The sequence below is a fragment of the Roseovarius sp. MBR-51 genome (assembly GCF_053628575.1).
This window is the reverse complement of the sequence record NZ_JBRJGQ010000003.1, coordinates 187,086-211,089: the sequence shown is the minus strand read 5'-3', so window position 1 is coordinate 211,089 and position 24,004 is coordinate 187,086. Positions and strand designations below refer to the sequence as shown.

The window sequence follows — 24,004 nt, the reverse complement described above, 5'->3', positions numbered from 1 at the left end:
GCGATGCCTGCCGGACCTGCCTAGGGTTGAGGGTGACAGAATAAAGGAGGTGATATGCCCACCGAACGCCTGACATTCGCGGGCCATGGCGGCCATGACCTAGTGGCGCGGCTCGATCTGCCGGAGGGGCCACATCTGGCGACGGCGCTCTTTGCGCATTGTTTTACCTGCTCCAAGGATATTCCCGCGGCGCGTCGGATCGCGGCGCGACTGGCGGGGGCGGGGATTGCGGTGCTGCGGTTCGATTTCACCGGGCTCGGGCATTCGGGGGGCGAGTTCGAGAACACCTCGTTCAGTTCGAATGTCGAGGATCTGGAGCGTGCGGCGGCGGCGCTCGCGGCACGCGGCATGGCGCCGGGGTTGCTGATCGGGCATAGTCTGGGAGGGGCCGCCGTCTTGGCTGCGGCGGGGCAGATCAAGAGTGCGCGGGCGGTTGTGACCATCGGCGCGCCGTATGACCCCGGACATGTGACGCAAAATTTCGGCGCAGCGCTGGAACGGATCGAGGCGGAGGGCGTGGCCGAGGTCCGGCTGGGGGGGCGGGATATTCGCATTGGGCGCGGTTTTGTCGAGGATGTGCGCGCCGAGGTGTTGGGCCCCAAGATTGCGGGTTTGCACAGGGCCCTATTGGTGTTGCACGCGCCGCGCGATGCCGTGGTGGGGATCGAGAATGCGTCAGAGATTTTCCGCGCGGCGAAGCATCCCAAGAGTTTTGTCACGCTCGATGGGGCGGATCATCTGATCACCGGCCCGGAGGATGCCGAATATGCGGCGCAGGTGATTGCCGCCTGGGCACCGCGCTATCTGGATATGCGCGTCCCGGCGCCGCCGCCCGGCGCACCGGAAGGCGTGGTGCGGGTGAGCGAGGCAGATAGCGACGGGTTTTTGCAGGACATCAATTCTGGTCCGACGCATCATGCCTATGCCGATGAGCCGATTGCCTATGGGGGCACGGATCGCGGCATGTCGCCGTACGGGTTTCTGGCGGCGGGGTTGGGGGCCTGCACCTCGATGACGATCCGGATGTATGCGCGGCGCAAAGGCTGGATTCTGGATCATGTGAGTGTCGATGTGTGTCACGACAAGGTGCATGCGCAGGATGCCGATGCCCGTGCCGATGCCAAGGCGGACAAGTTCACGCGGGTCATTCGGCTGGAGGGGGATCTCAGCGAGGATCAGCGCGCTAAATTGCTCGAGATCGCGGACAGATGCCCGGTGCATCGGACGCTGGAACGGTCGTCGCAGGTGGAAACGCGGCTGGAGGAGGCGTAGGGGGCTTGGCCGGTTTTGCCTCGCCCGCCCATGGCTGGAGGTCCACAGGCGGGAGAGGTGCTGAGCCTCTGGCTCAAATCCGCAGGAACGGTTGGGCGAGGCGGGGAATAAGCGCGCGAAAGCGCAAGGGCGCATCCGTTGCGGCAAGACAGATACAATCGGCACCGATATCCGCGACCGGCGTGTGATCGAGATCCTCATTGGCAATCTCGATGTCGCCGGGGCCGAAATAATCCACCGAGTCGGAAAACGCCCCTTGTAGCACCAGCGTGAGTTCGGTGCCGCGATGGCCGTGGTCGGGCACGGCTGCGCCAGCAGGAATAAAGAGCAGACGTGCCGTGGCATCGCGAGAGGTGGGCAGGATCGCCTGTTTCACCCCCATGCCGACGGGCCGCCAGCGCACGGCATCAAGATCGCCGCCGATGTAGTCGCGCAGCGGTGCGGGAAAGAGGCCGGGCGCGGGGCGCGCGGGCGATGTCACCGTCTGCGGTGGCGCATTGCGTATCCGGGCCATGGTTGCGGCGAGACTGTCCTGAGCCAAGGCCGCCGTTTCGGAGGTCTCGATCAGCGCGCCACCGAGACTGTCAAAACTGCCGAGCCGTGCGCGGCACTCGTCGCACATGGAGATATGCGTGGCGACCGTCAGGTTGAACGCCTCTGGCAAGCTGCCGGCGGAATAGGCCATCAAAAGCGCGTCGCTGAGGTGGTGGGTGATCTGTTTTCTGGTCATGGCATACACTTTACTTCATTGTGTGGCGCAAGCGGTCGAGCGCCAGTCTGATGCGGGATTTGATCGTGCCGAGAGGCAGGCCGGTTTGCGCTGCAATCTCGGAGTGGCTGAGATCGCTGAAATAAGCCTTTTCGATCAACTCGCGTTGTTTCTGGGGAAGCGCGGCAATCGCCTCGCTCAATTGGTCGCTTTCTTGTTGCAGGGCGAGCGTATCGGCCTGATCTGGTTCCGGGTCCTGTCCCCAAGGCAAATCCTCGGGTTCGGGGCGTTTTTGTTTGCGCAGCGCATCGATTTTGCGGTTGCGCGCGATGGTAAAGATCCACGTCGCCGCAGAGGCACGGGATGGATCAAAGAGATGCGCCTTTTGCCAGAGCGCGGCCATCGCCTCTTGGGTGCATTCTTCGGCCAGCGTAGCATCGGCACCCGAGCGCATCAGGAACGCCTTGACCCTTGGGGCGAAATGCCCAAAGAGCCGGGCAAAGGCGGCCTCGTCCTGAGTCTCGCGGATGGCCGCGATGCAAGCCACCCAATCCGTGTTTTCCCGCTCACATGTCGTTGTCACCTTGGCCGGTCCTGCCCGTTTCATTGTTGTCGCAGACCTCTTAACACGGGTGACAAGCACCGGCGAGGGGTCAGGGTCACGCAGGAGGACGGCTTCGTTCAGCATGAAAGATTTACGATGAAAGTGCGGGGTTGGATCACCTCTCGTCACAAATAAACCGCGTTTTGTTTCCAGACTCATTGTAATCCGTTCGAGGTGACGGTGCGTATTGCAAACACGAGCACAAATTAGCAGGTTAAATGCTTCATGCCATTTGAGACAGGCGCCGCGGCGCGCAAGAAAATTGCCGTGATCGGTGCAGGTATCACGGGTATGGGGGCCGCAGAACGTCTTGCGGATGGGCATCATGTGGTGGTCTTCGAGGCCGAGCCGCGATTGGGTGGGCACGCGCGCACGATTGTGGCGGGCAAGCGCGGGGATCAGCCGGTCGATACCGGCTTTATCGTGTTCAACTATGCGACCTATCCCAACCTCAACGCGCTCTTTGAGCGTCTGGATGTGCCGGTTGCGCCAAGTACAATGAGTTTTGGGGCGTCGTTCCGGGGCGGGGCTTTGGAATATGGTCTGCAAGGGGCGGGGGCGTTTTTCGCTCAGCGCCGAAATTTGATGAACCCGGCGCATTGGATGATGTTGCGGGATATTTTCCGGTTCAACGAAGGGGCGTTGGAGGCCTGCAAGGAGCCGGGGCTGACCATGGAGGGGCTCATCACCAAGATGAAGTTGGGCCGCTCGTTCCGCGACTATTACCTCACGCCCTTTTCGGGGGCGATCTGGTCGATGCCGGTGGAGCAGGTGCTGGGGTTTCCGGCGCAGGCGCTGGTGACGTTTTTCAAGCAGCATGGATTGCTGGGCTACAGCGAGCAGCATCAGTGGTATACGGTTGTGGGTGGATCGGTTGCCTATGTCAGCCTGCTGGAGCGGTCGTTGCGCTCCAAGGGTGCCGAGATCCGGTTGAGCGCGCCAATCGCGGGCATCCGGCGCCTCGCACAGGGTGTGGAGGTACGGGCTGAGGGCGGCGACTGGGAGGAGTTTGACGACGTGGTGATTGCGGCGCATAGCGACGACGCACTGCGGCTGCTCTTGGATGCGGATGAGATCGAGCGCGGCAGCGTGGGGGCGATTGCCTATCAGCCCAATGACATCATCCTGCATGCGGACACCAGCGTGATGCCACGGCGTCGGGCGGTCTGGTCGTCGTGGAATTACACCGAGGCAAAGGTCAAGCGGGCGGGGCAGATTGATTTGACCTATTGGATGAACAGCCTGCAACCGATCCCCGAAGACGATCCGCATTTCGTCACGCTCAACACCACGCGGCCCATACGGGACGAGTTGATCTATGATCAGGTGACGCTGCGCCATCCGGTCTATGATCTGGAGGCGGTGACGGCACAAGCCCGCGTGCGGGCGATGAACGGGCGGCGCAACACTTGGTTTTGTGGGGCATGGATGCGGAATGGGTTTCACGAGGACGGGTTGGCAAGTGGTCTTGAGGTGGCCGAAGCGATTTATGCGCGCGCCGCCTCGGCTGTGGCGGCGGAATGAGGCGGATCGACCATATCGCGGGCCATACCTGGCATGGGCGCAAGGGCGGGATCGAGAACGCCTTTCGCTATGGGATCGACTATGTGCTGCTGGATGCCGAGACCGAGGCTTCGGCACCGCGTTTGTTCGGGCGCAATCGGCGGGGTGTCGCCTCGGTCTGGGATGCAGATCACGGCGGGGTGCCGGGGCAGGGGCGTGGCGCGGTGTGGGTGCGGGAGGTGTTGGCCGAGCGGCAGATACCACCGCCTGCGCGGATCGAGCTGCTGGCACAGCCGCGTATTCTGGGACATGTGTTCAACCCGGTGAGTTTCTGGATTTGTCGCGATGCGGCCGGTCAGGTGCCGGTGATCATCGCCGAGGTCAGCAATACCTATGGGGATCGCCATTCCTATCTGTGTCACCGCGATGACATGGGGCCGATCACGGCGCAGGACCGGTTGCAGGCAAAGAAGGTCTTTCATGTCTCGCCGTTCCTGCGGATCGAGGGCGGGTATGAATTCCGGTTCGATCTGCGCGAGGACCGGATCGGCATCTGGATTGATTTCAGCGGTGGCCATGGCGGGGTGATCGCGACGCTGGTGGGGCAGCGTCGGAGGTTGACCAATTGGGGGCTGCTGCGCGCCATGCTGCGGCGGCCCTTCGGGTCGCGGCGGGTGCTGGGCCTGATTCATTGGCAGGCGTTCAAGCTGTGGTGGAAGGGCGCGCGGTTTCAGAGTCGCCCGGTGCCGCCCGCCGATGAGGTGAGCCGGTGAGTGCGGTTTTCGCCGGGACCGTGGCGCAGGTTGCGCCGCGTCTGCCGGGCTATGCGCTCTTTGGGGCAATGCTCGCGGCGGCGGGGTTGCCGCTCTATATTCACGCGCCGAAGTTCTATGTGGACGAATATGGCGTGTCACTGGGCGCGCTGGGGGCGGTGCTCTTTGCGCTGCGGCTGATTGACGTGGTGCAAGACCCGTTACTCGGGCGGTTGTCGGATCGGTTGCGCGCGCATCGTGCGATGAGCGTCTGGGTCGCGGTTGCGGTGATGGCGGCGGCGATGCTGGGCCTGTTCGCGGTGGTGCCGCCTGTTGCACCGCTCTGGTGGTTTGCGGCGATGCTGGTGCTGGTGTTTTCGGCCTTCAGCTATCTCACGATCTGTTTTTATGCGCAGGGCGTGGCCACGGCGGCGGGGCTGCCGGGGCAGGGGCATTTGCGGCTGGCGCGGTGGCGGGAAACCGGCGCGCTCTTGGGGATTTGTGCGGCGGCGGTGGCGCCGGTGGTTTTGGGTGGCTTTGGCGGTTTTGCCCTTGGCTTTGCGATTTTGTCGGGGCTGGCGGGTTTGGCCATGGTTGGGCAATGGCAGGATTGCGGAGGCGTGCCGGGCACAGGCTTTGGCCCGGTGCTGCGCGATGCCGTGGCGCGGCGGTTGCTGATGGTGGCCATGGTCAATGCAGCCCCCGTGGCGGTGAGTTCGACGCTGTTCCTGTTCTTTGTCGAGAGCCGGTTGCAAGCGCCGGGATGGGAAGGGCCATTTCTCTTGCTGTTTTTCCTGTCGGCGGCAGCGGCGGCGCCGGTCTGGGGGGCCTTGGCTGAGCGGTTTGGGGCCAAGCGGATGCTCTTGGGAGGCATGGTCCTGTCGATTGCCGCCTTTGCCGGGGCGGTCATGCTCGGGGCGGGTGATCTCTGGGCCTTTGGCGTGATCTGCGTGGCCTCCGGGGCGGCGATGGGGGCGGATATGACGCTTTTGCCCGCGCTCTTCGCGCGGCGGATGGCGCAGGTCTCGCCGGGGGCGGCGGAGGGGTTTGGTCTCTGGTCCTTTGTGTCGAAATTCACGCTGGCGCTGGCGGCTGTGGCGCTCTTGCCACTGCTGGAAGCGGGCGGGTTCGAGGCGGGGCAGGCCAATCCGGGTGAGGCGCTGATGCTGCTGAGCCTGCTCTATGGAGCTGTGCCGTGTGTGTTGAAACTTTTGGCCATTGCGCTCTTGGCCCGAACACCGATTGAGGAAGGGAGCTGATCCGATGGAGGCTTTGGGATGGATAGGGCTGGGGGCGGCGGTGATGCTGGCGCTGGTGCTGCTCAAGGAGCGGCTTGCGGGGTTCGGCGCGCAGGTTCCAGAGGATTACGCGGGGCAGGGGCCGCAGTTTGATCTGCGCGAGCATCTGCGCGGTGCGATCAAATGCGAGGGCGTGATCTATGGTCCGCTCGGGCGGGTCGCGTCGCGGTTCACGGGTGATTTCGAGGCAAGCTGGCAGGGCAATCGCGGGGTGATGCGCGAGCATTTCGACTATGACAGCGGTAATTCTCAGGACCGTGAGTGGCGTCTGGAACTTGGCAATGACGGAAGCATTCGGGCAGAGGCCGACGATTTGGTCGGCACCGGTGCCGGACGGCAGCTGGGGGCGGCGGCGCGGCTTTGTTACCGAATTCGCTTGCCCAAGGAGGCGGGCGGTCATGTGCTGAGCGTGACCGACTGGATGTACTTGGCCCCGAATGGCGTGGTGGTCAATCGCAGTCAGTTCCGCAAGTTCGGGATCAAGGTGGCGGAACTGGTGGCGGTGATGCGCCGGGTGGAGGCATGATGGACTGGCGCGGCAAACGGTATTGGCTGGTGGGGGCCAGCGAGGGTCTGGGTGCCGCGCTCGCGCAGAAGATCAGCGCGGCAGGGGCCGAGGTGATCGTATCGGCGCGGAGTGCCGAGCGGCTTGACGCGGTTGTGGCGGGCCTGCCGGGGCGGGCCAGTGCGGTGCCGGTCGATGTGCGCGATGACGCGAGCGTGGCCGAAGCGGCGCGCGCGGTGGGACAAATCGACGGGTTGGTGTGGCTGGCGGGTGTCTATTGGCCGATGCCCGCGACCGAGTGGAACCCCGAGGACGCGGTCGCCATGGCGGATGTGAATTTCACCGGCGCGGTGCGGGTCATTGGCGCGGTTTTGCCCGACATGGTGGCGCGGGACGCGGGCCATGTGGTGTTGACCGGATCGCTCTCGGGCTTTCGTGGATTGCCGGGGGCGATTGGCTATGCGGCGTCCAAGGCGGGCGTCATGTCTCTGGCCGAGTCGATGCGCGCTGATCTGTGGCGCAGCGGCGTACGGGTGCAACTGGCCAATCCCGGTTTCATCAAGACGCGGCTGACGGACAAGAACCAATTTCGCATGCCCTTTATCATGACGCCTGAGGCGGCGGCGCAGGAGATGTTCGAATTGATGTGCGACGAGGCGGCATTTCAGCGGCATTTCCCGCGATTTTTCAGCTATGTCTTTCGTTTGTCACGGTTTTTACCGGATTGGGCCTATTACCGACTGTTTGCGTGAGATCAAGGACGGGTGGCTGCGCGCCCGTCATTCCTGTGCTAAGATACGCGCAACAGGAGGGCGGTCCGATGTTGGACATCACGGTACATAAAATCGCGCAGGTGGTTCTGATGGCGCGCGAGCTTGATCGGGCGGAGGGCGAATTGCGCGCCTTTATCGAGCGGTTGAGCGAGGATGAACAGGCCAGTCTGGTCGCCGTGATGTGGATCGGCCGGGGCAGTTTCGAGGTTGAGGAACTGGAAGAGGCGAAACGGACGGCAGAGGAAGAGGCGACGACGCCCTGTGCGGATTACCTCTTGGGCACGCCACATCTGTCGGATCATCTGGAAAACGGTCTGGAGGCGCTCGGTCTGTCGGCGTCGGATGATGAGGATGAGTTGATCCGGGGCGGCTGAGGGTTTCGACGTGGGGTCGGATTGATCCTGCTCGCGCTTGGCCCTATAGGCGGGGGACACGCGATGGAAACCCGAGGAGATGCCCATGTCGAATGCTGCCCTGGAAACCGCAATCGAGGCCGCCTGGGAGGCGCGCGATACGATCACGCCTGCAACCGGAGGCGAGACCCGCGAGGCGATTGAGGAGACGCTCAATGCGCTCGATAGCGGGGCGTTGCGGGTGGCTGAACGGCAGGCGGATGGTCAGTGGCATGTGAACCAATGGGCCAAGAAGGCGGTGCTCTTGGGCTTTCGCATCAAGGATATGGAAATCCATGCCGGCGGGCCGCAGGGCGCGGGCTGGTGGGACAAGGTGGACAGCAAGTTCAAGGGCTGGGGCGATGCCGAGTGGCGCGACGCCGGGTTTCGGGCCGTGCCGAACTGCGTCGTGCGCAAATCGGCCTATATCGCGCCGGGCGTGGTTTTGATGCCGTCCTTTGTCAATCTGGGCGCCTATGTGGACAGCGGCACGATGGTGGATACCTGGGCCACGGTGGGGTCATGTGCGCAGATTGGCAAGAATGTGCATTTGTCGGGTGGTGTGGGTATTGGCGGCGTTCTGGAGCCGATGCAGGCCGGGCCGACGATCATCGAGGACAATTGTTTCATCGGCGCGCGCTCTGAGGTGGTTGAGGGCTGTATCGTGCGTGAAGGCTCGGTTCTGGGAATGGGGGTCTTCATCGGGAAATCCACCAAGATCGTCGATCGCGAGACCGGGGCCGTGATGTATGGCGAAGTGCCGCCCTATTCGGTGGTGGTCGCAGGAAGCATGCCGTCGAAGAACGGGATCAACCTATACTGTGCGGTGATCGTCAAGCGGGTGGACGCGCAGACGCGGTCCAAAACCGGGATCAACGAGTTGCTCAGGGATTGAGGCGAGGTTTGAGACGCAGCCCGCACGACTAGCACCGCAGGTGCAGCGCGATCGCCAGACCGCCCCCCGGTCTGGCGATTTTGCAATGTGCTGCGGCGCGTGGGGGCATACGGATTTTACGGGGATAAAGCACGTTGCGTCTGATCGGGGTCACATTGCCCCGACCCTCGAGCCTGGGGCCTCTACACTGCCTTGGCGAGGTCCCGGGTCAAGCCCGGGACGGGTGTGGTTTCGATGGGCGCGACAGGCCCTAAACGGACAGTTCCCGCCGTTCTATCGCAAAACCGCGGTCTGGCCATCGTGCGGCACGGCAAGCGGACCCAAGGCGCGGCCATCCCAAAAGAAAAACCCCGCCGGTTGGGCGGGGTTTTGATCTCTCAGCCAAGGCTGATCGCGGCTCAGCCCTGACGGGCTTTGAAACGCGGCTGGGTCTTGTTGATGACGTAGACGCGGCCTTTGCGGCGCACGACACGGCAATCCCGATGCCGGTTCTTGAGCGAGCGGAGCGAATTACGAACCTTCATGGTCGTCTCCTCGGTTGTCGCGGCGCGGGCCAGCGCCTGGGGTTGCGGGCGTCCCGGCACGTGCGGGACAGTGAATTCATGGTGGGCGATACAAGGTTCGAACTTGTGACCCCTTCGATGTCAACGAAGTGCTCTACCACTGAGCTAATCGCCCATGAATGCCAGCCGATCGCCTGCCCCAAAAAGAGGGGCGCGGAAATCCGCGCCGGTTCGGTGGTCTATAAAAGGAGTCGGAGAGGGGATCAAGGGCTTTTAGAACACCAATTTCAGTCTATTATCACGGGTGAAAGGATCACGCATGCCCAAGGTCGCCTATCACCTCACGCATCCCGAACGGCGGACCACGGCTGTGGTGTTCGCCTCGCCGCACAGCGGGCGGGATTACCCGTGGACGTTTTTGCGGCGCACCACGCTCAACGAGCATTCGGTGCGGTCCTCGGAGGATGCTTTCGTCGATCAACTGTTCGAGTCGGCACCGCTCTATGGCGCGCCGCTGCTCAAAGCGGGCGCGCCGCGGGCCTATGTGGATCTCAACCGAAGCTGTGATGAGTTGGACCCGGCGCTGATCGACGGTGTGTCGCGGCAGGGGCATAATCCGCGCGTGGCCTCGGGACTTGGGGTCATCCCGCGCGTCGTGGCGAATGGGCAGGCGATCTATTCCGGCAAGCTGAGCATGGCCGAGGCAGAGCACCGGATCGAGCATTACTGGAAGCCCTATCACATGGCGCTGCAAGGGCAGTTGGATCAGGCGCATCTGATGTTCGGTCAGTCCATTCTGATAGATTGCCATTCGATGCCGCATGAGGCGATGGATGCGGTGGCGCGGCGCGGTGTGCGGCGGCCTGAGATCGTTCTGGGGGATCGGTTCGGAGCGGCGGCGGATGGGGCGGTGATGGACAGGATCGAGGCGGCCTTTGCCGATGCCGGGCTGGTGGTCACGCGCAACACGCCCTTTGCCGGGGCCTATATGACGCAAGCCTATGGTCGGCCTGCGCGCGCGCGGCATGCGGTGCAGGTAGAGATTGATCGCGCGCTCTATATGAACGAGCGGTTGATCCGCCCGAATGGAAATTTTGAAGCGTTCCGCAGCCTGCTCTCGGGCGTGATCCGCGACATCGCCGAGATCGGGCGCGCCGAGGCGCTTCCTTTGGCGGCGGAGTAGGGTTCAGCGCAGGGACCGCCCTTTGACGATTGCATCTGGCCCGAATTTGGCACGAATCGCGTCTCGGGCACGTTCTGCGCCTGCGCGCTGAACGGCCTGCGGGTCCAGCAAGTCACCTGAACGATCTGCGCCGATCTCTGACCCGAGGTCAGACAGGCCCACGCCGATCAGCCGGTAGGCGGTCCCCGGTGGCACTTGATCTAGGAGCGCGCGGGCGGTGCGGTAGAGCGTATCGGCAAGCTGGGTGGCATCGCGCAGGGCGTGGCGGCGAGTCAGCAGCTTGTGATCGGTGCGCTTGAGTTTGAGCGTGACCACGCGGCCTGCGAGGCTGCGCGCCTTGGCGCGATCGGCCACCTTTTCCGCGAGCCGCCAGATATGGCCGTCGAGCAGGTCAATGTCGCGGGTGTCCTCAAAGAATGTGGTCTCATTCGAGATGGATTTGACCGGGGCATTGGCCGAGACGCGGCGGCGATCCTCTCCGCGCGCCAGATGCCAGAGCCGGTCGCCCATGGAGCCAAAGCGCGCGTTGAGATCACGGCGGTCCCATCGCAGGAGATCGGCAAAGCTACGGATGCCTGCGTCATTCAGTGCTGTGAGGGTGGACTGACCCACGCCCCAGATCAGGCTGACGGGGCGGTCGCGCAGGAAATCGGCGGTCTCGGCGGCCCCGATCACCGCAAAGCCATGGGGTTTGTCGAGGTCCGAGGCGATCTTGGCGAGAAACTTGTTATGGCTGAGGCCGATGGAGCCGGTCAGGCCCAACTCGTCGCGCATCCGCTTGATGAGGCGGGCCAGCATCACGGCGGGCGGGGCGCCATGCAGGCGCGCGGTGCCGGTAAGATCGAGAAACGCCTCGTCGAGCGAGAGCGGTTCCACGTCGGGGGTGAGATCGAGCATCATGGCGCGGATGGCGCGCGAGGCCTCGGCATAGACCTGCATGCGGGGTTTGATCACCACCGCCTCGGGGCAGAGTTTGAGCGCCTGAAACATCGGCATGGCAGAGCGCACGCCCTTGATGCGGGCGATATAGCAGGCGGTCGAGACCACGCCGCGCCGCCCGCCACCGATGATCAGCGGCTTGTCGGCAAGCTCGGGATTGTCGCGCTTTTCGACGCTTGCGTAGAAGGCATCGCAATCCATATGGGCGATGGAGAGGTCAAAGAGTTCGGGATGGGACACGATGCGGGGGCTGCCGCAGGCGGGGCAGCGGCGGGCAGTGTCGAATCGGGTGAGGCAATCGCGGCAGAGGCTGGGCATGATGGGGGGAGTGTAGGGCTCGGGTATGGGGGCGCGCAAGTTGGAGGATATCGGGTCGTCACCCGCGCGGCGGCGCGTACCGCGCCTTGTTCCGCGCGGGGGTACGTGCTGCGCGGCATCTCATTGCCAATAAAAAACCCGGACGCGGCGCATCCGGGCTTCTTCATTGGGTTTAGCCCCCGCTCAGAGCAGGGATTTGACCTTGTCTGCCACGGCCTCGGCGGTGATGCCGAATTCCTTGAAGAGCGTGGGGGCAGGGGCGGAGGCCCCGAAATCATGCATGCCGACAAAGCCGCCCTTTTCGCGGCGGCCGCGTTCGCCGTAGAGCCAGCGGTCCCAGCCAAAGCGGATGGCGGCCTCGACCGCGACGCGCACCGGGCCTGCGGGCAGGACGCGTTTGCGGTAGCTGTCATCTTGTTCCTCGAAGAGTTCCCAGCAAGGCATGGAGACAACGCGGGTGCCGATGCCTTCGGCCTGAAGAAGATCGCGGGCCTTCATGGCGATTTCAACCTCGGAGCCTGTGGCCATCAGAATCGCTTGGCGCTTGCCCTCTGCATCGGCCAGCACATAGGCGCCTTGGGCGGTCAGGTTCTTGGCCTTATGCTCGCGCCGCAGGGTGGGCAGGGACTGGCGGGTGAGCGACAGGACCGAGGGCGTTTCCTTGGAGGTCAGCGCCAGTTCCCAGGCCTCGGCGGTCTCGACCGTATCGCAGGGGCGGAAGACCCAGGTGTTGGGCGTGGCGCGGCTGATTGCCAGATGCTCGACCGGCTGGTGGGTCGGGCCATCCTCGCCCAGACCGATGCTGTCATGGGTCATCACGAACACGGTCGGGATTTTCATCAGCGCGGCCAGACGCATGGCCGGGCGGGCGTAATCGGTAAAGCACATGAAGGTGCCGCCATAGGGGCGGATGCCGCCATGCAGCGCCATGCCGTTCATCGCGGCGGCCATGCCATGTTCGCGGATGCCCCAATGGATGTAGCGGCCTGCGCGGTTGTCCACGTCAAACACGGTCATATCGCCCGAGCGGGTGTTGTTGGAGCCCGAGAGATCGGCAGAGCCGCCCACGGTTTCTTGCAGGATCGGGTTGACCACCTCCAGCACCATTTCGGAGGATTGGCGCGTGGCCACTTTGGGGGCCTCGGCGCTGATCTGTTTTTTCAGGGCGCGGATGCGGGCCGAAAGTTTGGTGGGCATGTCGCGGTTGAAGATGCGGGCAATCTCGGCCTGACGGGCCGGTGATGTCGCGGAGAGCCGCTTGGCCCATGCGGCATAGGTGCTGGCCCCGCGCTTGCCGATGGCCTCCCATGCGGATTTGACATCGGCGGGGATTTCGAAGGGGCCGTTTGCCCAGCCATAGGCGTCTTTGGCGGCGGTCAGTTGCTCTGGGTTGGTCAGCGCGCCGTGGCCCTTGGAGGTGTCCTGTGCGGCGTGGCCAAGGGCGATATGGGTCTTGCAGGCGATCATCGTGGGTTGATCGGTGGTCTTGGCCTCGGTCAGGGCCGCGTCGATGGCTGCGGGATCGTGCCCGTCAATCTCGATCACATGCCAGCCGGAGGCCCGGAAGCGCGCCACCTGATCAGTGCGGTCGGCAAGGTCAACGGCGCCGTCGATGGTGATGCTGTTGTTGTCCCAGAGCACGATGAGGCGCGACAGCTGGTGGCGGCCAGCAAGGCCGATGGCCTCATGGCTGATGCCTTCCATCAGGCAGCCGTCGCCGGCGATCACATAGGTGTAGTGATCCATCAGCTTGGTGCCGAAGCGGGCGCGCAGCATTTCCTCGGCCATGGCAAAGCCGACGGCATTGGTGATGCCCTGACCAAGCGGGCCGGTTGTGGTCTCGATTCCGGTGGCGTGGCCGTATTCCGGGTGACCTGCGGTTTTCGCGCCCCACTGGCGGAAATTGCGGATCTGATCGAGCGTCATGTCGGCGTAGCCGGTCAGATGCAGCAGGGAATAGAGCAGCATCGAGCCATGTCCTGCCGAGAGGATAAAGCGGTCGCGGTCGGGCCAGTTGGGATTGCTGGGATCAAACTTGAGATGCTTTTCAAACAGCACGGTCGCGACATCGGCCATGCCCATCGGCATGCCGGAATGGCCGGAATTTGCGGCGGCGACGGCGTCGAGGGTCAGCGCGCGGATGGCGGTGGCCTTTTTCCAATGATCGGGGTTGGCAGAGCGGAGGGCAGCGATATCCACGGGGGTGACATCCTTTGAATGGGGCAATGACTGCGCGTTGCATACCAGCCCGGTGCAGAAGTTCAAGCGCGAGGCGGTGCATCAGGGGCTTTGAGCGGGATTGGGGGCGCATTTCAGTGATGGTTTCATTAGACTTGATCAAAACCCACCCAGTGTGCGATTCGTGGGACATAGGGGCAATACAAGTGAGGACCTCCGAGGATGAGTCAGATAGACGAGTTGCAGGCACGGATCACGGCGGCATTGGACCGCATCGCGCAGGGGCTGGAGGGCCGCCCCACAGCGGCGGGTGATCTTGAATATCTTGGCAAGCTGCATGAGCAGATCGAGGAAGAGCGGTTGGCCAATGCGCAGTTGCAGGAGCGGATCAAGGCGTTGCACAGCAAGCTGGACGCGGCGGAGGGCGCGCAGGCCGAAAGCCTGCGCAAGCTGGATGCGGACCTACAGTCACTGCGCAAGGCCAATCAGCAGTTGCGTGACAACAATCAAGCGCTGCGCGACGCCAATGCGGCAGGTGTGGCCGAGCCGCATCTGATCAACAAATCCATGATGGCTGAGTTGGAGGGGCTGCGTGCCGCCCGCACCGCTGACCGTGGCGAGGTGGAGGCGGTGCTGGGGGCCTTGGGGCAGGTGATTGCCGAGGCTGACGCAGAAACAGACCAGAACGACAAAACGGAGACATCGGATGCCTGAGGTTCAGATCGAGATCGGGGGGCGCAATTTCGAAGTGGCCTGTCAGGCGGGTGAGGAGCATTACCTGCATGCCGCTGCCAAGATGCTGGATGAGGAGGCCGCCGTGTTGGCGGCGCAGATCGGGCGTATCCCCGAGCCGCGCATGTTGCTCATGGCGGGTTTGATGCTGGCTGACAAAACCGCCGGGTTGCAGGACAAGCTGCGCGAGGCCGAGGATCGGCTGGCCGAGAAAGAAGCGGAGCTGGATCAGTTGCGCAATGCGCCTGGCCCAGAGGCGCAACGGATCGAAGTGCCGGTGGTGCCGGATGCTGTGGTGGACACGCTGGCCGAGATCGCCGCGCGCGCCGAAGCGCTGGCCGAGACTGTGGACGGTGCGCGGGCGGGCTAAGGCACCTGTCACACAGACTATAGGGGCGTGCTATGAAGCTGATCCTGGGACTCGTTCTGGTGGGGATTGTGGCGGTGCTGGCCTTTGTTCGTCTGGCCCCGTCAGACCCGGCGCGCTGGCATCAGATGCGGGACAGCGTCACCAATCGCGATCTGGACGGTGGCGCGATGCGGGAGGTGACGGGGGATCTGGCCGCGCTCGATGCGGTCATTCGCGCCACGCCGCGCACAGAGGTTTTGGCCGGGGATGTGGCGCAGGGGATGATCACCTATGTTACCCGCTCGCGGGTCTTTGGGTTTCCCGACTATACCACGGTGCGGCAGACGGGCGAGAGGCTTGAGATTTACGGGCGTCTGCGCTTTGGCAAGTCAGATCTGGGGGTGAACGCCGCCCGTATCGACGGCTGGTTGCAGCGATTGGGGCAGGCTGGAGGATAAGCATCCGTCCGAAATCTTGCGCCACATCGGCACGTTGAGCGACATCTGGCATTGCGCCATGAACATATTGCCATCGACCTGCAGGCAGATTGTCTCGCCCATCTCGACGCGCGCGCCGCTCTTGTCTGTGCAATAACATTCCACGGTCTTGCGCCCGATGGTGGCATCGGCGAGCGCCGGGGAGGCGCAGATCAGCAAGAGGGGCAACACCGCTTTCATGCGATGATTCTAGCACAGGTGACGCCCCTTGACCAAGTCACAAGGATGGGACAGAGGATCATTCCCATGGTACCCTTGGACAGATTGCAACAAATCGCGGAGCGCTTTGACTTTGTCGAGGCGCAGATGATGCAGGGCGGTGGCGATATTGCCCGCCTTGGCCGCGAATATTCCGAATTGCGCCCGCTGGTCGAGGAGATCCGCGCCTATCGTCAGATCCTGACCGATATCGAGGGTGCGCGGGCAATGCTGGGTGATCCCGAGATGCGCGATTTGGCGCGTGACGAGTTGGAGGTGCTGGAGGCGCGGCTGCCGGGGATGGAAGCAGCGCTGCAACTGGCGCTCTTGCCACGTGACGAGGCGGATGCGCGGCCTGCGATCCTTGAAATCCGGCCCGGAACCGGGGGCGAGGAGGCGGCGCTTTTTGCGGCCGACCTCATGCGGATGTATCAGCGCTATGCCGAGGCACGCGGCTGGGTGTTCGACGTGATCGAGGAGCAGCAGAGCGAGTTGGGCGGCATCCGCGAATTGGTTGTGCATATCAAGGGTGACGGGGTTTTCGCCCGGCTCAAGTTCGAATCCGGCGTGCACCGGGTGCAGCGCGTGCCCGAGACCGAGAGCGGCGGGCGTATCCATACCTCTGCGGCGACGGTGGCGGTGCTGCCCGAGGCGGAGGATGTGGATATTCAGATCAATGCCAACGACTTGCGAATCGATACGATGCGCTCTTCCGGGGCCGGAGGACAGCATGTGAACACGACCGATTCGGCGGTGCGGATCACGCATATCCCGAGCGGGATTGTGGTGACGAGTTCCGAGAAATCGCAGCATCGCAACCGTGAGATCGCCATGCAGGTGCTGAAATCACGACTTTTTGACATGGAGCGTAGCCGTGTGGACAGCGAACGCTCTGCCAATCGCGCGGCGCAGGTGGGATCGGGGGATCGCTCCGAGCGCATTCGCACCTATAATTTCCCTCAAGGCCGGATGACCGATCATCGGATCAACCTCACGCTCTACAAGTTGGAGCAGGTGATGGGCGGTGATCTGGATGAGGTGATCGACGCGCTGACGGCGGATGCGCAGGCCACTTTGCTGGCCGAAATGTCGTGACCCTGCGCGAGGCGTTGCTGCGGGCTGTGCGGCGGCTGGAGGCGGCGGGCATTGAGGACGCTGCGGGCGATGCGCGGGCGCTCTTGGCGGGGGCCGTAGGGATTGGGCGCGACCGGCTGACGCTGCATCTGGGCGATGAATTGGAGCCGGGGGCCGAGGCGCGTTTTGAGGCGATGATCGCGCGGCGGATGGCGCGGGCGCCGGTTTCCAAGATCCTTGGGCGGCGGGTGTTTTGGGGGCGGGAGTTTGAGGTGACAGCCGATGTGCTCGATCCGCGCCCCGAGACGGAATGCCTGATCGCCGAGGCGTTGGCCGGGCCCAAGCCTTTGACTTTGCTCGATCTTGGCACAGGAAGCGGCATTTTGGCGGTGACCTTGCTGGCGGAATGGCCGGGGGTAACGGGCGTGGCCCTGGACCTTTCGGCGGAGGCGCTCGATGTGGCGGCGCGCAATGCTGCGCGGCATGGGGTGCGGGATCGGCTATCGCTCTGCCACTCTGACTGGTTCGCACAGATCACGGGTGCGTTTGATCTCATTGTGTCGAACCCGCCCTACATCGGGCGTGATGAGATGGTCGGGCTCATGCCCGAAGTGCGCGACCACGATCCGCGCATGGCCTTGACCGATGAGGGCGACGGGCTGACGGCGTATCGGGTGATTGCGGGCGGGGCGGGAGCGCATCTGAACCCCGGTGGGCGGCTGATGGTTGAGATCGGCTGGACGCAGGGGGCGGCGGTGGCCGATCTCTTGCGCGCTGCGGGATTCGAGGCGGTGGCGGTGCTGCCCGATCTGGAGGGGCGCGACCGGGTGGTGTGTGGAGACTGGCCCGAGACTTCACGCAGAAATGAGCCATAATTGGCAAGAATCGCGGAAATAATCCGCTTTGCTCTTGTGTGACCGGGCGGCGCGTGCTTATTGGGGAGCAGTCAAGACGGAGGATGCCCATTCGGGCGGTCCCGCTTGACACCAAGCCAGAACATGTCCGATCCGGTTTCATTCGGCGCAAGGGGCGCCAGTCGGGTCAAGCGACAATTTGAGCATAGGGCTGGACAGCACCATATGAGATCATCGAAGTCACGTCAGCGGAACAAGCCGAACCGCAACCGCACCGTCGGGAATGTCGTCAACCGTGTGTTTGACAGCTCCGGTCCCGAGGGCAAGGTTCGCGGCACACCGCAGCAGATCATCGAGAAATACAACCAGCTTGCGCGCGATGCGCAACTGTCGGGCGACCGGGTGGCGACCGAGAATTTCCAGCAGCATGCCGAGCATTATCTGCGTCTTTTGGGGGAAGCCCAAAAGGAACAGGATGCGCGGCGTGAAGAGCAGGAACGCTTTAACCGGGATCGTCAGACCGACCGCGACCGTGAGCGTGGCGATCGTCCGGCGGGGCGTGAAGCAGATGAAGGCGACCGGCCTCAGCCCTATGAGCCTGCCGCCTTGTCGCAGCCTGACGTGATCGGTGGCTTTGAGGATCGCGATAGCGGTCTGGTCGAAACGCCCGAGAGCAAACCGCAGGCCGAGCCGGTGCGCAGATCCGAGCCGTCGCGCCGCCATGCGCCTGCGCCTGCGCCTGCGCCGGAAGCTGTGGCGGAGCAACCCGCTGAGCAAGGGTCCGACACGGGTGCTGAGAAAGCTGCGCCGAAACGTCCGCGCAAGCCGCGCGCCAAGCGTCCGCCCAAGTCTGAGGATAACGGATCCTCAGGAGATGGCGGTGGAGAGTCTGCGACCAAGGCTGCGGAGTAATCCCGTGGTCTGATCCGGTGGCGCGGCACTTGCCGCCCGGTTGGATTTGAGTATTTGAAGACCGATGAAAGAGGGGGCTTGCCGGTGGCGGGCCCCATTCTGTGACACCAGATCGAGAGTGCCGATGCCGACCGACCGCCCGCAGCCTGCCTTTGTGCTCGTGCGCCCGCAGATGGGTGAAAACATCGGAGCGGCGGCGCGGGCGATGTGGAATTTCGGCCTCGACCGGATGCGGATCGTGGCACCGCGCGATGGCTGGCCCAATGAGCGGGCTGTGGCGATGGCGAGCGGGGCCGGGCGATTGCTTGACGAGGCGCTCTTGGTCGATAGCACCGCGGATGCGGTGGCGGATTGTTCCTTTGTGCTGGCGACGACGGCACGGGCGCGTGGGCTGACCAAGCCAGTGCTGAGCCCCGAGCGCGCCATGATGTTGGCGGCGGAGAAGATTGCGGCGGGCGAAAAGGTGGCTGTGCTCTTTGGCCCGGAACGCGCAGGGTTGGAGAATGATGATATCGCCCGCGCCAATGCGATCATCAACGTGCCGGTGAATCCGGAGTTTGCCAGTCTCAACCTTGGGCAATGCGTGTTGCTCACAGCCTATGAATGGCAGCGTGCGGCGGGGCAGGTGGTGCTTGAGCGGGTCGATCTGGCCAAGACCGACTGGGCCGCGCAGATCGAGGTCGAAGCCTTGGCGGCGCATTATGAGGAACGGCTGGAGGAGGCCGGGTTCTTTTTTCCCGAGCACAAGGCCGGGAGCATGAAAACCAACCTACGCAATATGTGGAGCCGGATGCCGATGACGCGGGCCGATGTGCAGACCTTGCACGGGGTGATGCGGCAGATGGTCCGCTGGAAGGCGCGTGGTTGAAGCAGGCGGGGACGCGCTCTAGTGTCTCGCAGGGCCAAGGGACAAGAGGCGTAAGCATGACCGGAAAACGCAGCATTTTCGAAGAGGTGGGACAGACAGGGGCCGTGAAGCCCGTGCCGCAAGGCGGCATGATCGACACGGGCCGCCGCGGTGCGCGCGGCGCGATCCGGGTTTGGCTGATGGTGCTCTTTGCGCTGGTGGTGGTCATGATCGCGGTGGGCGGGCTGACGCGGCTCACTGACAGTGGTCTCAGCATCACGGAATGGAAGCCCGTGACGGGGGCGCTGCCGCCGATGACCGAGGCGCATTGGATGGAAGAGTTCGACAAATACCGCGCCATTCCGCAATATGAGTTGATGAACAAGGGCATGACCCTATCGGAATTCCAAGTCATCTATTGGTGGGAATGGGGGCACCGGCAATTGGGCCGTTTGATCGGGCTTGTCTGGGCCTTGGGATTCTTTGGGTTTTTGCTGGCGCGGCAGATTCCTAAAGGTTGGACCGGGCGTCTGTTAGTGCTGGGCGCACTGGGCGGCGCGCAAGGCGCGATTGGCTGGTGGATGGTCTCCTCTGGTCTGACGGGTGACATGGTGGCGGTGGCCTCTTACCGGCTGGCCACGCATCTGGGGTTGGCCTTTGTCATTCTGGGGGTGATTGCCTGGTTCGTGTTCCTGCTGGGGCGTGAGGAGCGGGAGTTGATGCAGGCGCGGCGGGGGCGGGAGGCGAAGCTCTACAGCCTCTCGACGGGGCTCATGCATTTTGCGTTTCTGCAAATCCTGCTGGGGGCGCTGGTGGCGGGGATTGACGCTGGCCGCAGCTATACCGACTGGCCGCTGATGGCGGGGGGATTTCTGCCGCCCGATATGATGGACTTGCAGCCTCTGTGGCGAAACCTTTTTGAGAACCCCGGCACGGTGCAATTCATTCACCGGATGAGCGGCTATCTCTTGCTGATCTTTGCCGTGGTGGTTTGGCTGCGCGGGCGCAAGAGTGCGCATGTGCAGACGCGAAGTGCCTTTACCGCCGCATTTGCCGTGCTGCTGCTGCAGATCGTTCTGGGCATTATGACGGTGCTTTATATCGCGCCCTGGCAATTGGCGATTGCGCATCAATTCGTGGCGGTGGTGCTCTGGGTGTTGATCCTGCGGGCGCGGTTCCTGAGCCAGTATCCGCGCGCCACATCGATTAGGGGAACCTGAGCATGAGCGCCTATGACGATCTGATGGCGCGCGAGCGCGAGACGCAGGCCTTGGCGCAGGTGGCCGGGCGGCTGGGCTGGGATCAGGAAACCATGATGCCGCGCGGTGCCGCCGATCAGCGCGCCGAGGAGTCCGGTGCTATGCAGGCGGTGCTGCATGCGCGGCGGGTGGACCCGGCGCGCGGCGCGTTGCTGGTCGAGGCGGAGGGGGAGGCGACCGCGCCTGTGCCGCGAGCGCAGTTGCGACATATCCGGCGGGATTATGAGCGGGCGGTCAAGGTGCCGGGCGATCTGGCGGTGGCGCTGGCGCGGTTGACGAGCCGGGCGCAGGGGCAATGGGCCGAGGCGCGGGCAGTGGATGACTATGCCGCCTTTGCCCCGGTTCTGTCCGAGGTGGTGCGCCTCAAGCGCGAGGAGGCGGCGGCACTGTCAGCGGGCGGCGCGCTCTATGATGCGCTGCTGGAGGATTATGAGCCGGGGATGGGCGCGGCCAAGCTCGATGCGATGTTTGCTGAAATGCGGCCGCGTCTGGTGGCGCTGCGCGCGGCGGCGCTGGAGGCGGCGTGGCCCAAGCTTGAGCGCAGATTTGACCGTGCCGCGCAACTGGCGCTGTCGCAGAAGCTGGCGCAGGTGTTCGGCTATGACCTGAGCCGGGGGCGGCTTGATCTGGCGGTGCATCCCTTCAGTTCCGGCAGCGGCGATGATGTGCGGATCACCACGCGGGTGAGCGAGGTGGACCCATTCAACTGTTTCTATTCCACGATCCACGAGGTCGGACATGCCTGCTACGAGCAGGGGATTGATCCCGCCTATCGCCTGACGCCTTTGGGTCAGGGGGTGTCGATGGGCGTGCATGAGAGCCAGAGCCGGATTTACGAGAACCAGTTGGGGCGCAGCCGGGCATTCTGCGGCTGGCTCTATGGGCAGATGCGCGATGCCTTTGGCGCGTTCGGAATTGCCGATGAAGACGGCTTTTACCGCGCTGTGAACCGGGTGCATCGTGGCTATATCCGGACCGAGGCAGATGAGGTGCAATACAATCTGCATGTCATGCTGCGCTATGATCTCGAGCGGGCGTTGATGGCCGGGGATTTGGCCGTGACCGATCTTGAGGCGGCGTGGAATGATCGCTTTGCCGCTGATTTCGGAACGCCGGTGGATCGCGCGTCCAATGGTGTGTTGCAGGATGTGCATTGGTCGGTGGGTCTGTTCGGGTATTTCCCGACCTATAGTCTGGGCAATGTCTATGCTGGGTGCCTGCATGCCGCGTTGCGCGACGCCGTGCCGGGGCTCGATGCGCAATTGGCGCAAGGTGATCTGCAAGAGGCAACGGCGTGGCTGCGCGACACTGTGCAGCAGCATGGCGGGCTATACGAGCCGGCTGAGGTCATTGCGCGCGCCTGTGGGGCAGCACCGCAGGCAGAGCCGCTCTTGGCCTATCTGGAGGAGAAGTTTGGTGCGTTCGCCGGGTGACGTTTACTGATTGACGCTGGCTTCGGGGTGGTCTTCGATCTGTTCGATCCACTGCGCGAGGACGCTGCGCAGGAGCGCCACGTCGCGGGTCTCGATTGCCTCGGACAGGGATTTGAGGGCCTTGGCGAGTTCGATTTCCGACAGATGGCCCTCTTGGGCGCGCAGGATCTTGGGGTGTGGCGTGGTCAGCATGTCGGAGCCGATCAGCAGTTCCTCATAGAGCTTTTCACCGGGGCGCAGGCCGGTGATGCGAATCTCGATGTCTCCGTGTGGATTTAGCGCGTCACGTACGGTGAGACCCGAACCTTCGATCATCTTGCGGGCCACGTCGCGCACGGCGATGGGTTTGCCCATGTCGAGCACAAAGACATCGCCGCCGCGGGCAAAAGAGCCTGCCAATAGAACCAAGCGCGCCGCCTCTGGGATGGTCATGAAATAGCGAGTGACGTCGGCGTGGGTCAGCGTCACAGGCCCGCCGCGCGCAATTTGTTCCGCAAAGAGCGGGATGACAGAGCCTGAAGAGCCCAACACATTGCCAAAACGCACCATGGAGAAGCGGGTGGTTTTGCTCCGGGTTGCCAGATCCTGCACGATCATTTCGGCAAAGCGCTTGGAGGCGCCCATCACGCTGACGGGGCGCACGGCCTTGTCTGTCGAGACGAGGATAAAGCGTTCGACCCCGGCATCGCGTGCGGCATGGGCCACGATCCGAGTGCCGATCACATTGTTGCGCATGCCTTCAATCGCGTTCGCTTCGACCATGGGCACGTGTTTGTAGGCGGCGGCGTGCAGCACAATCTCGACCTTGCGCGCGCGCATCAGGACATTGACGACCGATTTCTCGCAAACCGAGCCAAGTATCGGGGTGATCCGCATCAGCGGTGCGAGGCTGCGCAATTCGCGGTCGATCTCGAAGAGGGCGTGTTCGCTGTGATCAAAGAGGATCAGATGGCCGGGCTCGTAGGCGATCACTTGGCGGCAGAGTTCCGAGCCGATCGAGCCACCGGCGCCGGTGACGAGCACGCAGCGCCCCTTGTAGCTGTCACGTGAGCCGGGAAGTTTGTCGTCGAGCCCGTCGCGGCCGAGGAGATCGTTGATGTCAACCGGGCGGCTCTTGTAGAGGGTGCGGACGTCGTTGGAGATCAGATCCGCAAAGGAGGGCAGAGCGTGGACCTCGCAGCCATGTTCTGCAATGCGGCGCGAGAGCAAAGCGCGCTTGGCCGGGGGGGCGCTTGGCATGGCGAGGATGACGCGCTGAATGTCGTAGCGTTTGATCAGATCTGGCAGATCGGACGATTTGAAAACCTTGAGTCCCGCAATGGTCAGGGATTGAAGGCGCGGTTCGTCGTCAACGAAGGCCATTGGCAAGACTTCGTCATCCGTAGCCAATGCGCTGGCGAGTTGTTGTCCGGTTTGACCGGCCCCATAGATCAGCACCCGCAGACGGCGATTGCCATTGCGGTAGATGCGCAGCAGGGCCATGCGCAGCACGAGGCGCGCGGTGACGGACAAGATGAGAAAAATCATGCCGCTGACGATATAGAGCGTGGCCGGGGCCGCGGCGCCGCCCGGAAGAAACGAACCGGCGACGCCGCTTCCCGTCATGGCAAGTGCCACCCAACCCGAGTTGAGCATGCCTTGCATTTCGTAGGATTTCAGCTTGACTTTGTGCAGCCCGAAATAGGTTGCCACCGCTGCGGCAACGCACATCATCACGAGAAGTTCGCTGAGAATTGTATCTCCCGCTGCGGCGAGAGAGGACGGTCCGAGGATGATAGCACGCGCCGCGAGGTACGAGAGGGTCACGATCAGCATATCGAGCGTCAGAAAGAACGTCTGTTTCTGACCTTGTTTCAGCGTCGTGACAGTTCGATAGAGCACTGCGCTTACCCCCATTATTCGGCTTTTTCGTTTTAGGCGCTTGGCGCAGTAATACAAATCCCAATCACTGGCTTGTTACATGTGTTAACCCCAAAACTGAGCAAGTTTTAGCCGACTCGCGTAACATATGTGCAAGAGGTGTGA

The 24,004-nt window shown here is 63.4% G+C and carries 25 protein-coding genes and 1 tRNA gene; 18 read left to right on the top strand and 8 right to left on the bottom strand.

From position 1 onward, the window contains the following. The first annotated feature begins 54 nt into the window (after positions 1-54). Complete coding sequence (locus ACSSVY_RS05575; RefSeq protein WP_454268423.1) at positions 55-1,272, top strand: bifunctional alpha/beta hydrolase/OsmC family protein; 1,218 nt, start codon at positions 55-57, stop codon at positions 1,270-1,272. Between the two features lie 73 nt (positions 1,273-1,345). On the opposite strand, the gene ACSSVY_RS05570 is transcribed toward ACSSVY_RS05575, so the two are convergent. Together ACSSVY_RS05570 and ACSSVY_RS05565 are read right to left on the bottom strand one after the other, a co-directional pair. Continuing rightward, positions 1,346-2,002 carry a ChrR family anti-sigma-E factor gene (locus ACSSVY_RS05570; RefSeq protein ID WP_454268422.1) on the bottom strand — a complete coding sequence of 219 codons (657 nt, stop codon included), beginning with the start codon at positions 2,000-2,002 and terminating at the stop codon, positions 1,346-1,348. Between the two features lie 10 nt (positions 2,003-2,012). Further along, positions 2,013-2,588 (bottom strand): sigma-70 family RNA polymerase sigma factor, encoded by a 576-nt coding sequence (locus ACSSVY_RS05565; protein ID WP_454268421.1) that lies wholly within the window; start codon positions 2,586-2,588, stop codon positions 2,013-2,015. A 222-nt stretch (positions 2,589-2,810) separates the two neighbouring features. Here ACSSVY_RS05565 and ACSSVY_RS05560 point away from each other — a divergent pair, with 222 nt between their 5' ends. From ACSSVY_RS05560 to dapD, 7 genes are all read left to right on the top strand, one after another. Further along, on the top strand, positions 2,811-4,109 hold the full coding sequence (locus tag ACSSVY_RS05560) for an NAD(P)/FAD-dependent oxidoreductase (RefSeq protein WP_454268420.1): 1,299 nt from the start codon (positions 2,811-2,813) through the stop codon (positions 4,107-4,109). Continuing rightward, positions 4,106-4,861: a DUF1365 domain-containing protein gene (locus tag ACSSVY_RS05555; RefSeq protein WP_454268419.1), complete on the top strand. Its 756-nt coding sequence runs from the start codon at positions 4,106-4,108 to the stop codon at positions 4,859-4,861. Before ACSSVY_RS05560 ends, ACSSVY_RS05555 begins: the two co-directional genes overlap by 4 nt. Next, positions 4,858-6,099, top strand: coding sequence for an MFS transporter (locus tag ACSSVY_RS05550; RefSeq protein WP_454268418.1), 1,242 nt, complete (start codon positions 4,858-4,860; stop codon positions 6,097-6,099). The genes ACSSVY_RS05555 and ACSSVY_RS05550 overlap by 4 nt, the downstream gene beginning before the upstream one ends. A gap of 4 nt (positions 6,100-6,103) precedes the next feature. Next, on the top strand, positions 6,104-6,664 hold the full coding sequence (locus ACSSVY_RS05545) for a DUF3833 family protein (protein ID WP_454268417.1): 561 nt from the start codon (positions 6,104-6,106) through the stop codon (positions 6,662-6,664). Continuing rightward, positions 6,661-7,395: an SDR family NAD(P)-dependent oxidoreductase gene (locus ACSSVY_RS05540; RefSeq protein ID WP_454268416.1), complete on the top strand. Its 735-nt coding sequence runs from the start codon at positions 6,661-6,663 to the stop codon at positions 7,393-7,395. Before ACSSVY_RS05545 ends, ACSSVY_RS05540 begins: the two co-directional genes overlap by 4 nt. A gap of 68 nt (positions 7,396-7,463) precedes the next feature. Next, positions 7,464-7,790: a DUF3775 domain-containing protein gene (locus ACSSVY_RS05535; protein WP_454268415.1), complete on the top strand. Its 327-nt coding sequence runs from the start codon at positions 7,464-7,466 to the stop codon at positions 7,788-7,790. A gap of 85 nt (positions 7,791-7,875) precedes the next feature. Beyond that, positions 7,876-8,703, top strand: a complete 828-nt coding sequence (gene dapD / locus ACSSVY_RS05530) for a 2,3,4,5-tetrahydropyridine-2,6-dicarboxylate N-succinyltransferase (protein ID WP_009818343.1) — start codon at positions 7,876-7,878, stop codon at positions 8,701-8,703. Between the two features lie 398 nt (positions 8,704-9,101). Here the strand turns inward: dapD and ykgO are convergent, their stop codons facing one another. After that, positions 9,102-9,227: a type B 50S ribosomal protein L36 gene (gene ykgO, locus ACSSVY_RS05525; protein ID WP_008282420.1), complete on the bottom strand. Its 126-nt coding sequence runs from the start codon at positions 9,225-9,227 to the stop codon at positions 9,102-9,104. 79 nt (positions 9,228-9,306) lie between these two features. Further along, positions 9,307-9,381, bottom strand: a tRNA-Val gene (locus tag ACSSVY_RS05520). 144 nt (positions 9,382-9,525) lie between these two features. On the opposite strand from ACSSVY_RS05520, the gene ACSSVY_RS05515 reads away from it, so the two are divergent. Beyond that, positions 9,526-10,389, top strand: coding sequence for an N-formylglutamate amidohydrolase (locus ACSSVY_RS05515; protein WP_454268414.1), 864 nt, complete (start codon positions 9,526-9,528; stop codon positions 10,387-10,389). 3 nt (positions 10,390-10,392) lie between these two features. Here the strand turns inward: ACSSVY_RS05515 and ACSSVY_RS05510 are convergent, their stop codons facing one another. Together ACSSVY_RS05510 and tkt are read right to left on the bottom strand one after the other, a co-directional pair. Next, a complete protein-coding gene (locus ACSSVY_RS05510) occupies positions 10,393-11,646 on the bottom strand; it encodes a DNA polymerase IV (protein WP_454268413.1) in 1,254 nt (417 codons plus the stop codon). Positions 11,647-11,829: 183 nt separating this feature from the next. Continuing rightward, positions 11,830-13,845, bottom strand: coding sequence for a transketolase (gene tkt / locus ACSSVY_RS05505; RefSeq protein ID WP_454268412.1), 2,016 nt, complete (start codon positions 13,843-13,845; stop codon positions 11,830-11,832). A gap of 201 nt (positions 13,846-14,046) precedes the next feature. On the opposite strand from tkt, the gene ACSSVY_RS05500 reads away from it, so the two are divergent. Genes ACSSVY_RS05500 through ACSSVY_RS05490 form a run of 3 tightly spaced genes read left to right on the top strand, consistent with a single transcriptional unit; the run spans position 14,047 to position 15,363 of the window. Further along, the gene (locus ACSSVY_RS05500) at positions 14,047-14,538 is read left to right on the top strand and encodes a hypothetical protein (protein ID WP_454268411.1); all 492 of its coding nucleotides are present in this window, start codon (positions 14,047-14,049) and stop codon (positions 14,536-14,538) included. Beyond that, positions 14,531-14,926, top strand: coding sequence for a cell division protein ZapA (locus tag ACSSVY_RS05495; protein ID WP_454268410.1), 396 nt, complete (start codon positions 14,531-14,533; stop codon positions 14,924-14,926). Before ACSSVY_RS05500 ends, ACSSVY_RS05495 begins: the two co-directional genes overlap by 8 nt. A 32-nt stretch (positions 14,927-14,958) precedes the next feature. Next, positions 14,959-15,363: a DUF1499 domain-containing protein gene (locus ACSSVY_RS05490; RefSeq protein WP_454268409.1), complete on the top strand. Its 405-nt coding sequence runs from the start codon at positions 14,959-14,961 to the stop codon at positions 15,361-15,363. On the opposite strand, the gene ACSSVY_RS05485 is transcribed toward ACSSVY_RS05490, so the two are convergent. Further along, positions 15,295-15,582, bottom strand: coding sequence for a hypothetical protein (locus ACSSVY_RS05485; protein ID WP_454268408.1), 288 nt, complete (start codon positions 15,580-15,582; stop codon positions 15,295-15,297). The two genes, ACSSVY_RS05490 and ACSSVY_RS05485, sit on opposite strands and share 69 nt — an antisense overlap. A gap of 66 nt (positions 15,583-15,648) precedes the next feature. Between ACSSVY_RS05485 and prfA the strand changes: the two genes are divergently transcribed. From prfA to ACSSVY_RS05455, 6 genes are all read left to right on the top strand, one after another. Next, the gene (prfA, locus tag ACSSVY_RS05480; RefSeq protein WP_454268407.1) at positions 15,649-16,695 is read left to right on the top strand and encodes a peptide chain release factor 1; all 1,047 of its coding nucleotides are present in this window, start codon (positions 15,649-15,651) and stop codon (positions 16,693-16,695) included. Then, entirely contained in the window at positions 16,692-17,549 is an 858-nt protein-coding gene (prmC, locus tag ACSSVY_RS05475; RefSeq protein WP_454268406.1) for a peptide chain release factor N(5)-glutamine methyltransferase, read from the top strand. The genes prfA and prmC overlap by 4 nt, the downstream gene beginning before the upstream one ends. 204 nt (positions 17,550-17,753) lie before the next feature. Next, the gene (locus ACSSVY_RS05470) at positions 17,754-18,440 is read left to right on the top strand and encodes a DUF4167 domain-containing protein (RefSeq protein ID WP_454268405.1); all 687 of its coding nucleotides are present in this window, start codon (positions 17,754-17,756) and stop codon (positions 18,438-18,440) included. 124 nt (positions 18,441-18,564) lie between these two features. Next, entirely contained in the window at positions 18,565-19,308 is a 744-nt protein-coding gene (locus ACSSVY_RS05465) for an RNA methyltransferase (protein ID WP_454268404.1), read from the top strand. A 56-nt stretch (positions 19,309-19,364) separates the two neighbouring features. After that, on the top strand, positions 19,365-20,507 hold the full coding sequence (ctaA, locus tag ACSSVY_RS05460; protein WP_454268403.1) for a heme A synthase: 1,143 nt from the start codon (positions 19,365-19,367) through the stop codon (positions 20,505-20,507). A 2-nt stretch (positions 20,508-20,509) separates the two neighbouring features. Further along, the gene (locus tag ACSSVY_RS05455) at positions 20,510-21,979 is read left to right on the top strand and encodes a carboxypeptidase M32 (RefSeq protein WP_454268402.1); all 1,470 of its coding nucleotides are present in this window, start codon (positions 20,510-20,512) and stop codon (positions 21,977-21,979) included. A 3-nt stretch (positions 21,980-21,982) separates the two neighbouring features. Here the strand turns inward: ACSSVY_RS05455 and ACSSVY_RS05450 are convergent, their stop codons facing one another. Further along, positions 21,983-23,875 (bottom strand): polysaccharide biosynthesis protein, encoded by a 1,893-nt coding sequence (locus ACSSVY_RS05450; RefSeq protein WP_454268401.1) that lies wholly within the window; start codon positions 23,873-23,875, stop codon positions 21,983-21,985. Positions 23,876-24,004 lie beyond the last annotated feature (129 nt).

What these genes read in the sequence shown, in the direction of transcription:
- ACSSVY_RS05575 (WP_454268423.1), top strand. Translation starts at nt 55, where the DNA reads ATGCCCACCGAACGCCTGACATTCGCGGGCCATGGCGGCCATGACCTA.
- ACSSVY_RS05570 (WP_454268422.1), bottom strand. Translation starts at nt 2,002, where the DNA reads ATGACCAGAAAACAGATCACCCACCACCTCAGCGACGCGCTTTTGATG.
- ACSSVY_RS05565 (WP_454268421.1), bottom strand. Translation starts at nt 2,588, where the DNA reads ATGAAACGGGCAGGACCGGCCAAGGTGACAACGACATGTGAGCGGGAA.
- ACSSVY_RS05560 (WP_454268420.1), top strand. Translation starts at nt 2,811, where the DNA reads ATGCCATTTGAGACAGGCGCCGCGGCGCGCAAGAAAATTGCCGTGATC.
- ACSSVY_RS05555 (WP_454268419.1), top strand. Translation starts at nt 4,106, where the DNA reads ATGAGGCGGATCGACCATATCGCGGGCCATACCTGGCATGGGCGCAAG.
- ACSSVY_RS05545 (WP_454268417.1), top strand. Translation starts at nt 6,104, where the DNA reads ATGGAGGCTTTGGGATGGATAGGGCTGGGGGCGGCGGTGATGCTGGCG.
- ACSSVY_RS05540 (WP_454268416.1), top strand. Translation starts at nt 6,661, where the DNA reads ATGATGGACTGGCGCGGCAAACGGTATTGGCTGGTGGGGGCCAGCGAG.
- ACSSVY_RS05535 (WP_454268415.1), top strand. Translation starts at nt 7,464, where the DNA reads ATGTTGGACATCACGGTACATAAAATCGCGCAGGTGGTTCTGATGGCG.
- dapD (WP_009818343.1), top strand. Translation starts at nt 7,876, where the DNA reads ATGTCGAATGCTGCCCTGGAAACCGCAATCGAGGCCGCCTGGGAGGCG.
- ykgO (WP_008282420.1), bottom strand. Translation starts at nt 9,227, where the DNA reads ATGAAGGTTCGTAATTCGCTCCGCTCGCTCAAGAACCGGCATCGGGAT.
- ACSSVY_RS05515 (WP_454268414.1), top strand. Translation starts at nt 9,526, where the DNA reads ATGCCCAAGGTCGCCTATCACCTCACGCATCCCGAACGGCGGACCACG.
- ACSSVY_RS05510 (WP_454268413.1), bottom strand. Translation starts at nt 11,646, where the DNA reads ATGCCCAGCCTCTGCCGCGATTGCCTCACCCGATTCGACACTGCCCGC.
- ACSSVY_RS05500 (WP_454268411.1), top strand. Translation starts at nt 14,047, where the DNA reads ATGAGTCAGATAGACGAGTTGCAGGCACGGATCACGGCGGCATTGGAC.
- ACSSVY_RS05495 (WP_454268410.1), top strand. Translation starts at nt 14,531, where the DNA reads ATGCCTGAGGTTCAGATCGAGATCGGGGGGCGCAATTTCGAAGTGGCC.
- ACSSVY_RS05490 (WP_454268409.1), top strand. Translation starts at nt 14,959, where the DNA reads ATGAAGCTGATCCTGGGACTCGTTCTGGTGGGGATTGTGGCGGTGCTG.
- ACSSVY_RS05485 (WP_454268408.1), bottom strand. Translation starts at nt 15,582, where the DNA reads ATGAAAGCGGTGTTGCCCCTCTTGCTGATCTGCGCCTCCCCGGCGCTC.
- prfA (WP_454268407.1), top strand. Translation starts at nt 15,649, where the DNA reads ATGGTACCCTTGGACAGATTGCAACAAATCGCGGAGCGCTTTGACTTT.
- ACSSVY_RS05470 (WP_454268405.1), top strand. Translation starts at nt 17,754, where the DNA reads ATGAGATCATCGAAGTCACGTCAGCGGAACAAGCCGAACCGCAACCGC.
- ACSSVY_RS05465 (WP_454268404.1), top strand. Translation starts at nt 18,565, where the DNA reads ATGCCGACCGACCGCCCGCAGCCTGCCTTTGTGCTCGTGCGCCCGCAG.
- ctaA (WP_454268403.1), top strand. Translation starts at nt 19,365, where the DNA reads ATGACCGGAAAACGCAGCATTTTCGAAGAGGTGGGACAGACAGGGGCC.
- ACSSVY_RS05455 (WP_454268402.1), top strand. Translation starts at nt 20,510, where the DNA reads ATGAGCGCCTATGACGATCTGATGGCGCGCGAGCGCGAGACGCAGGCC.
- ACSSVY_RS05450 (WP_454268401.1), bottom strand. Translation starts at nt 23,875, where the DNA reads ATGGGGGTAAGCGCAGTGCTCTATCGAACTGTCACGACGCTGAAACAA.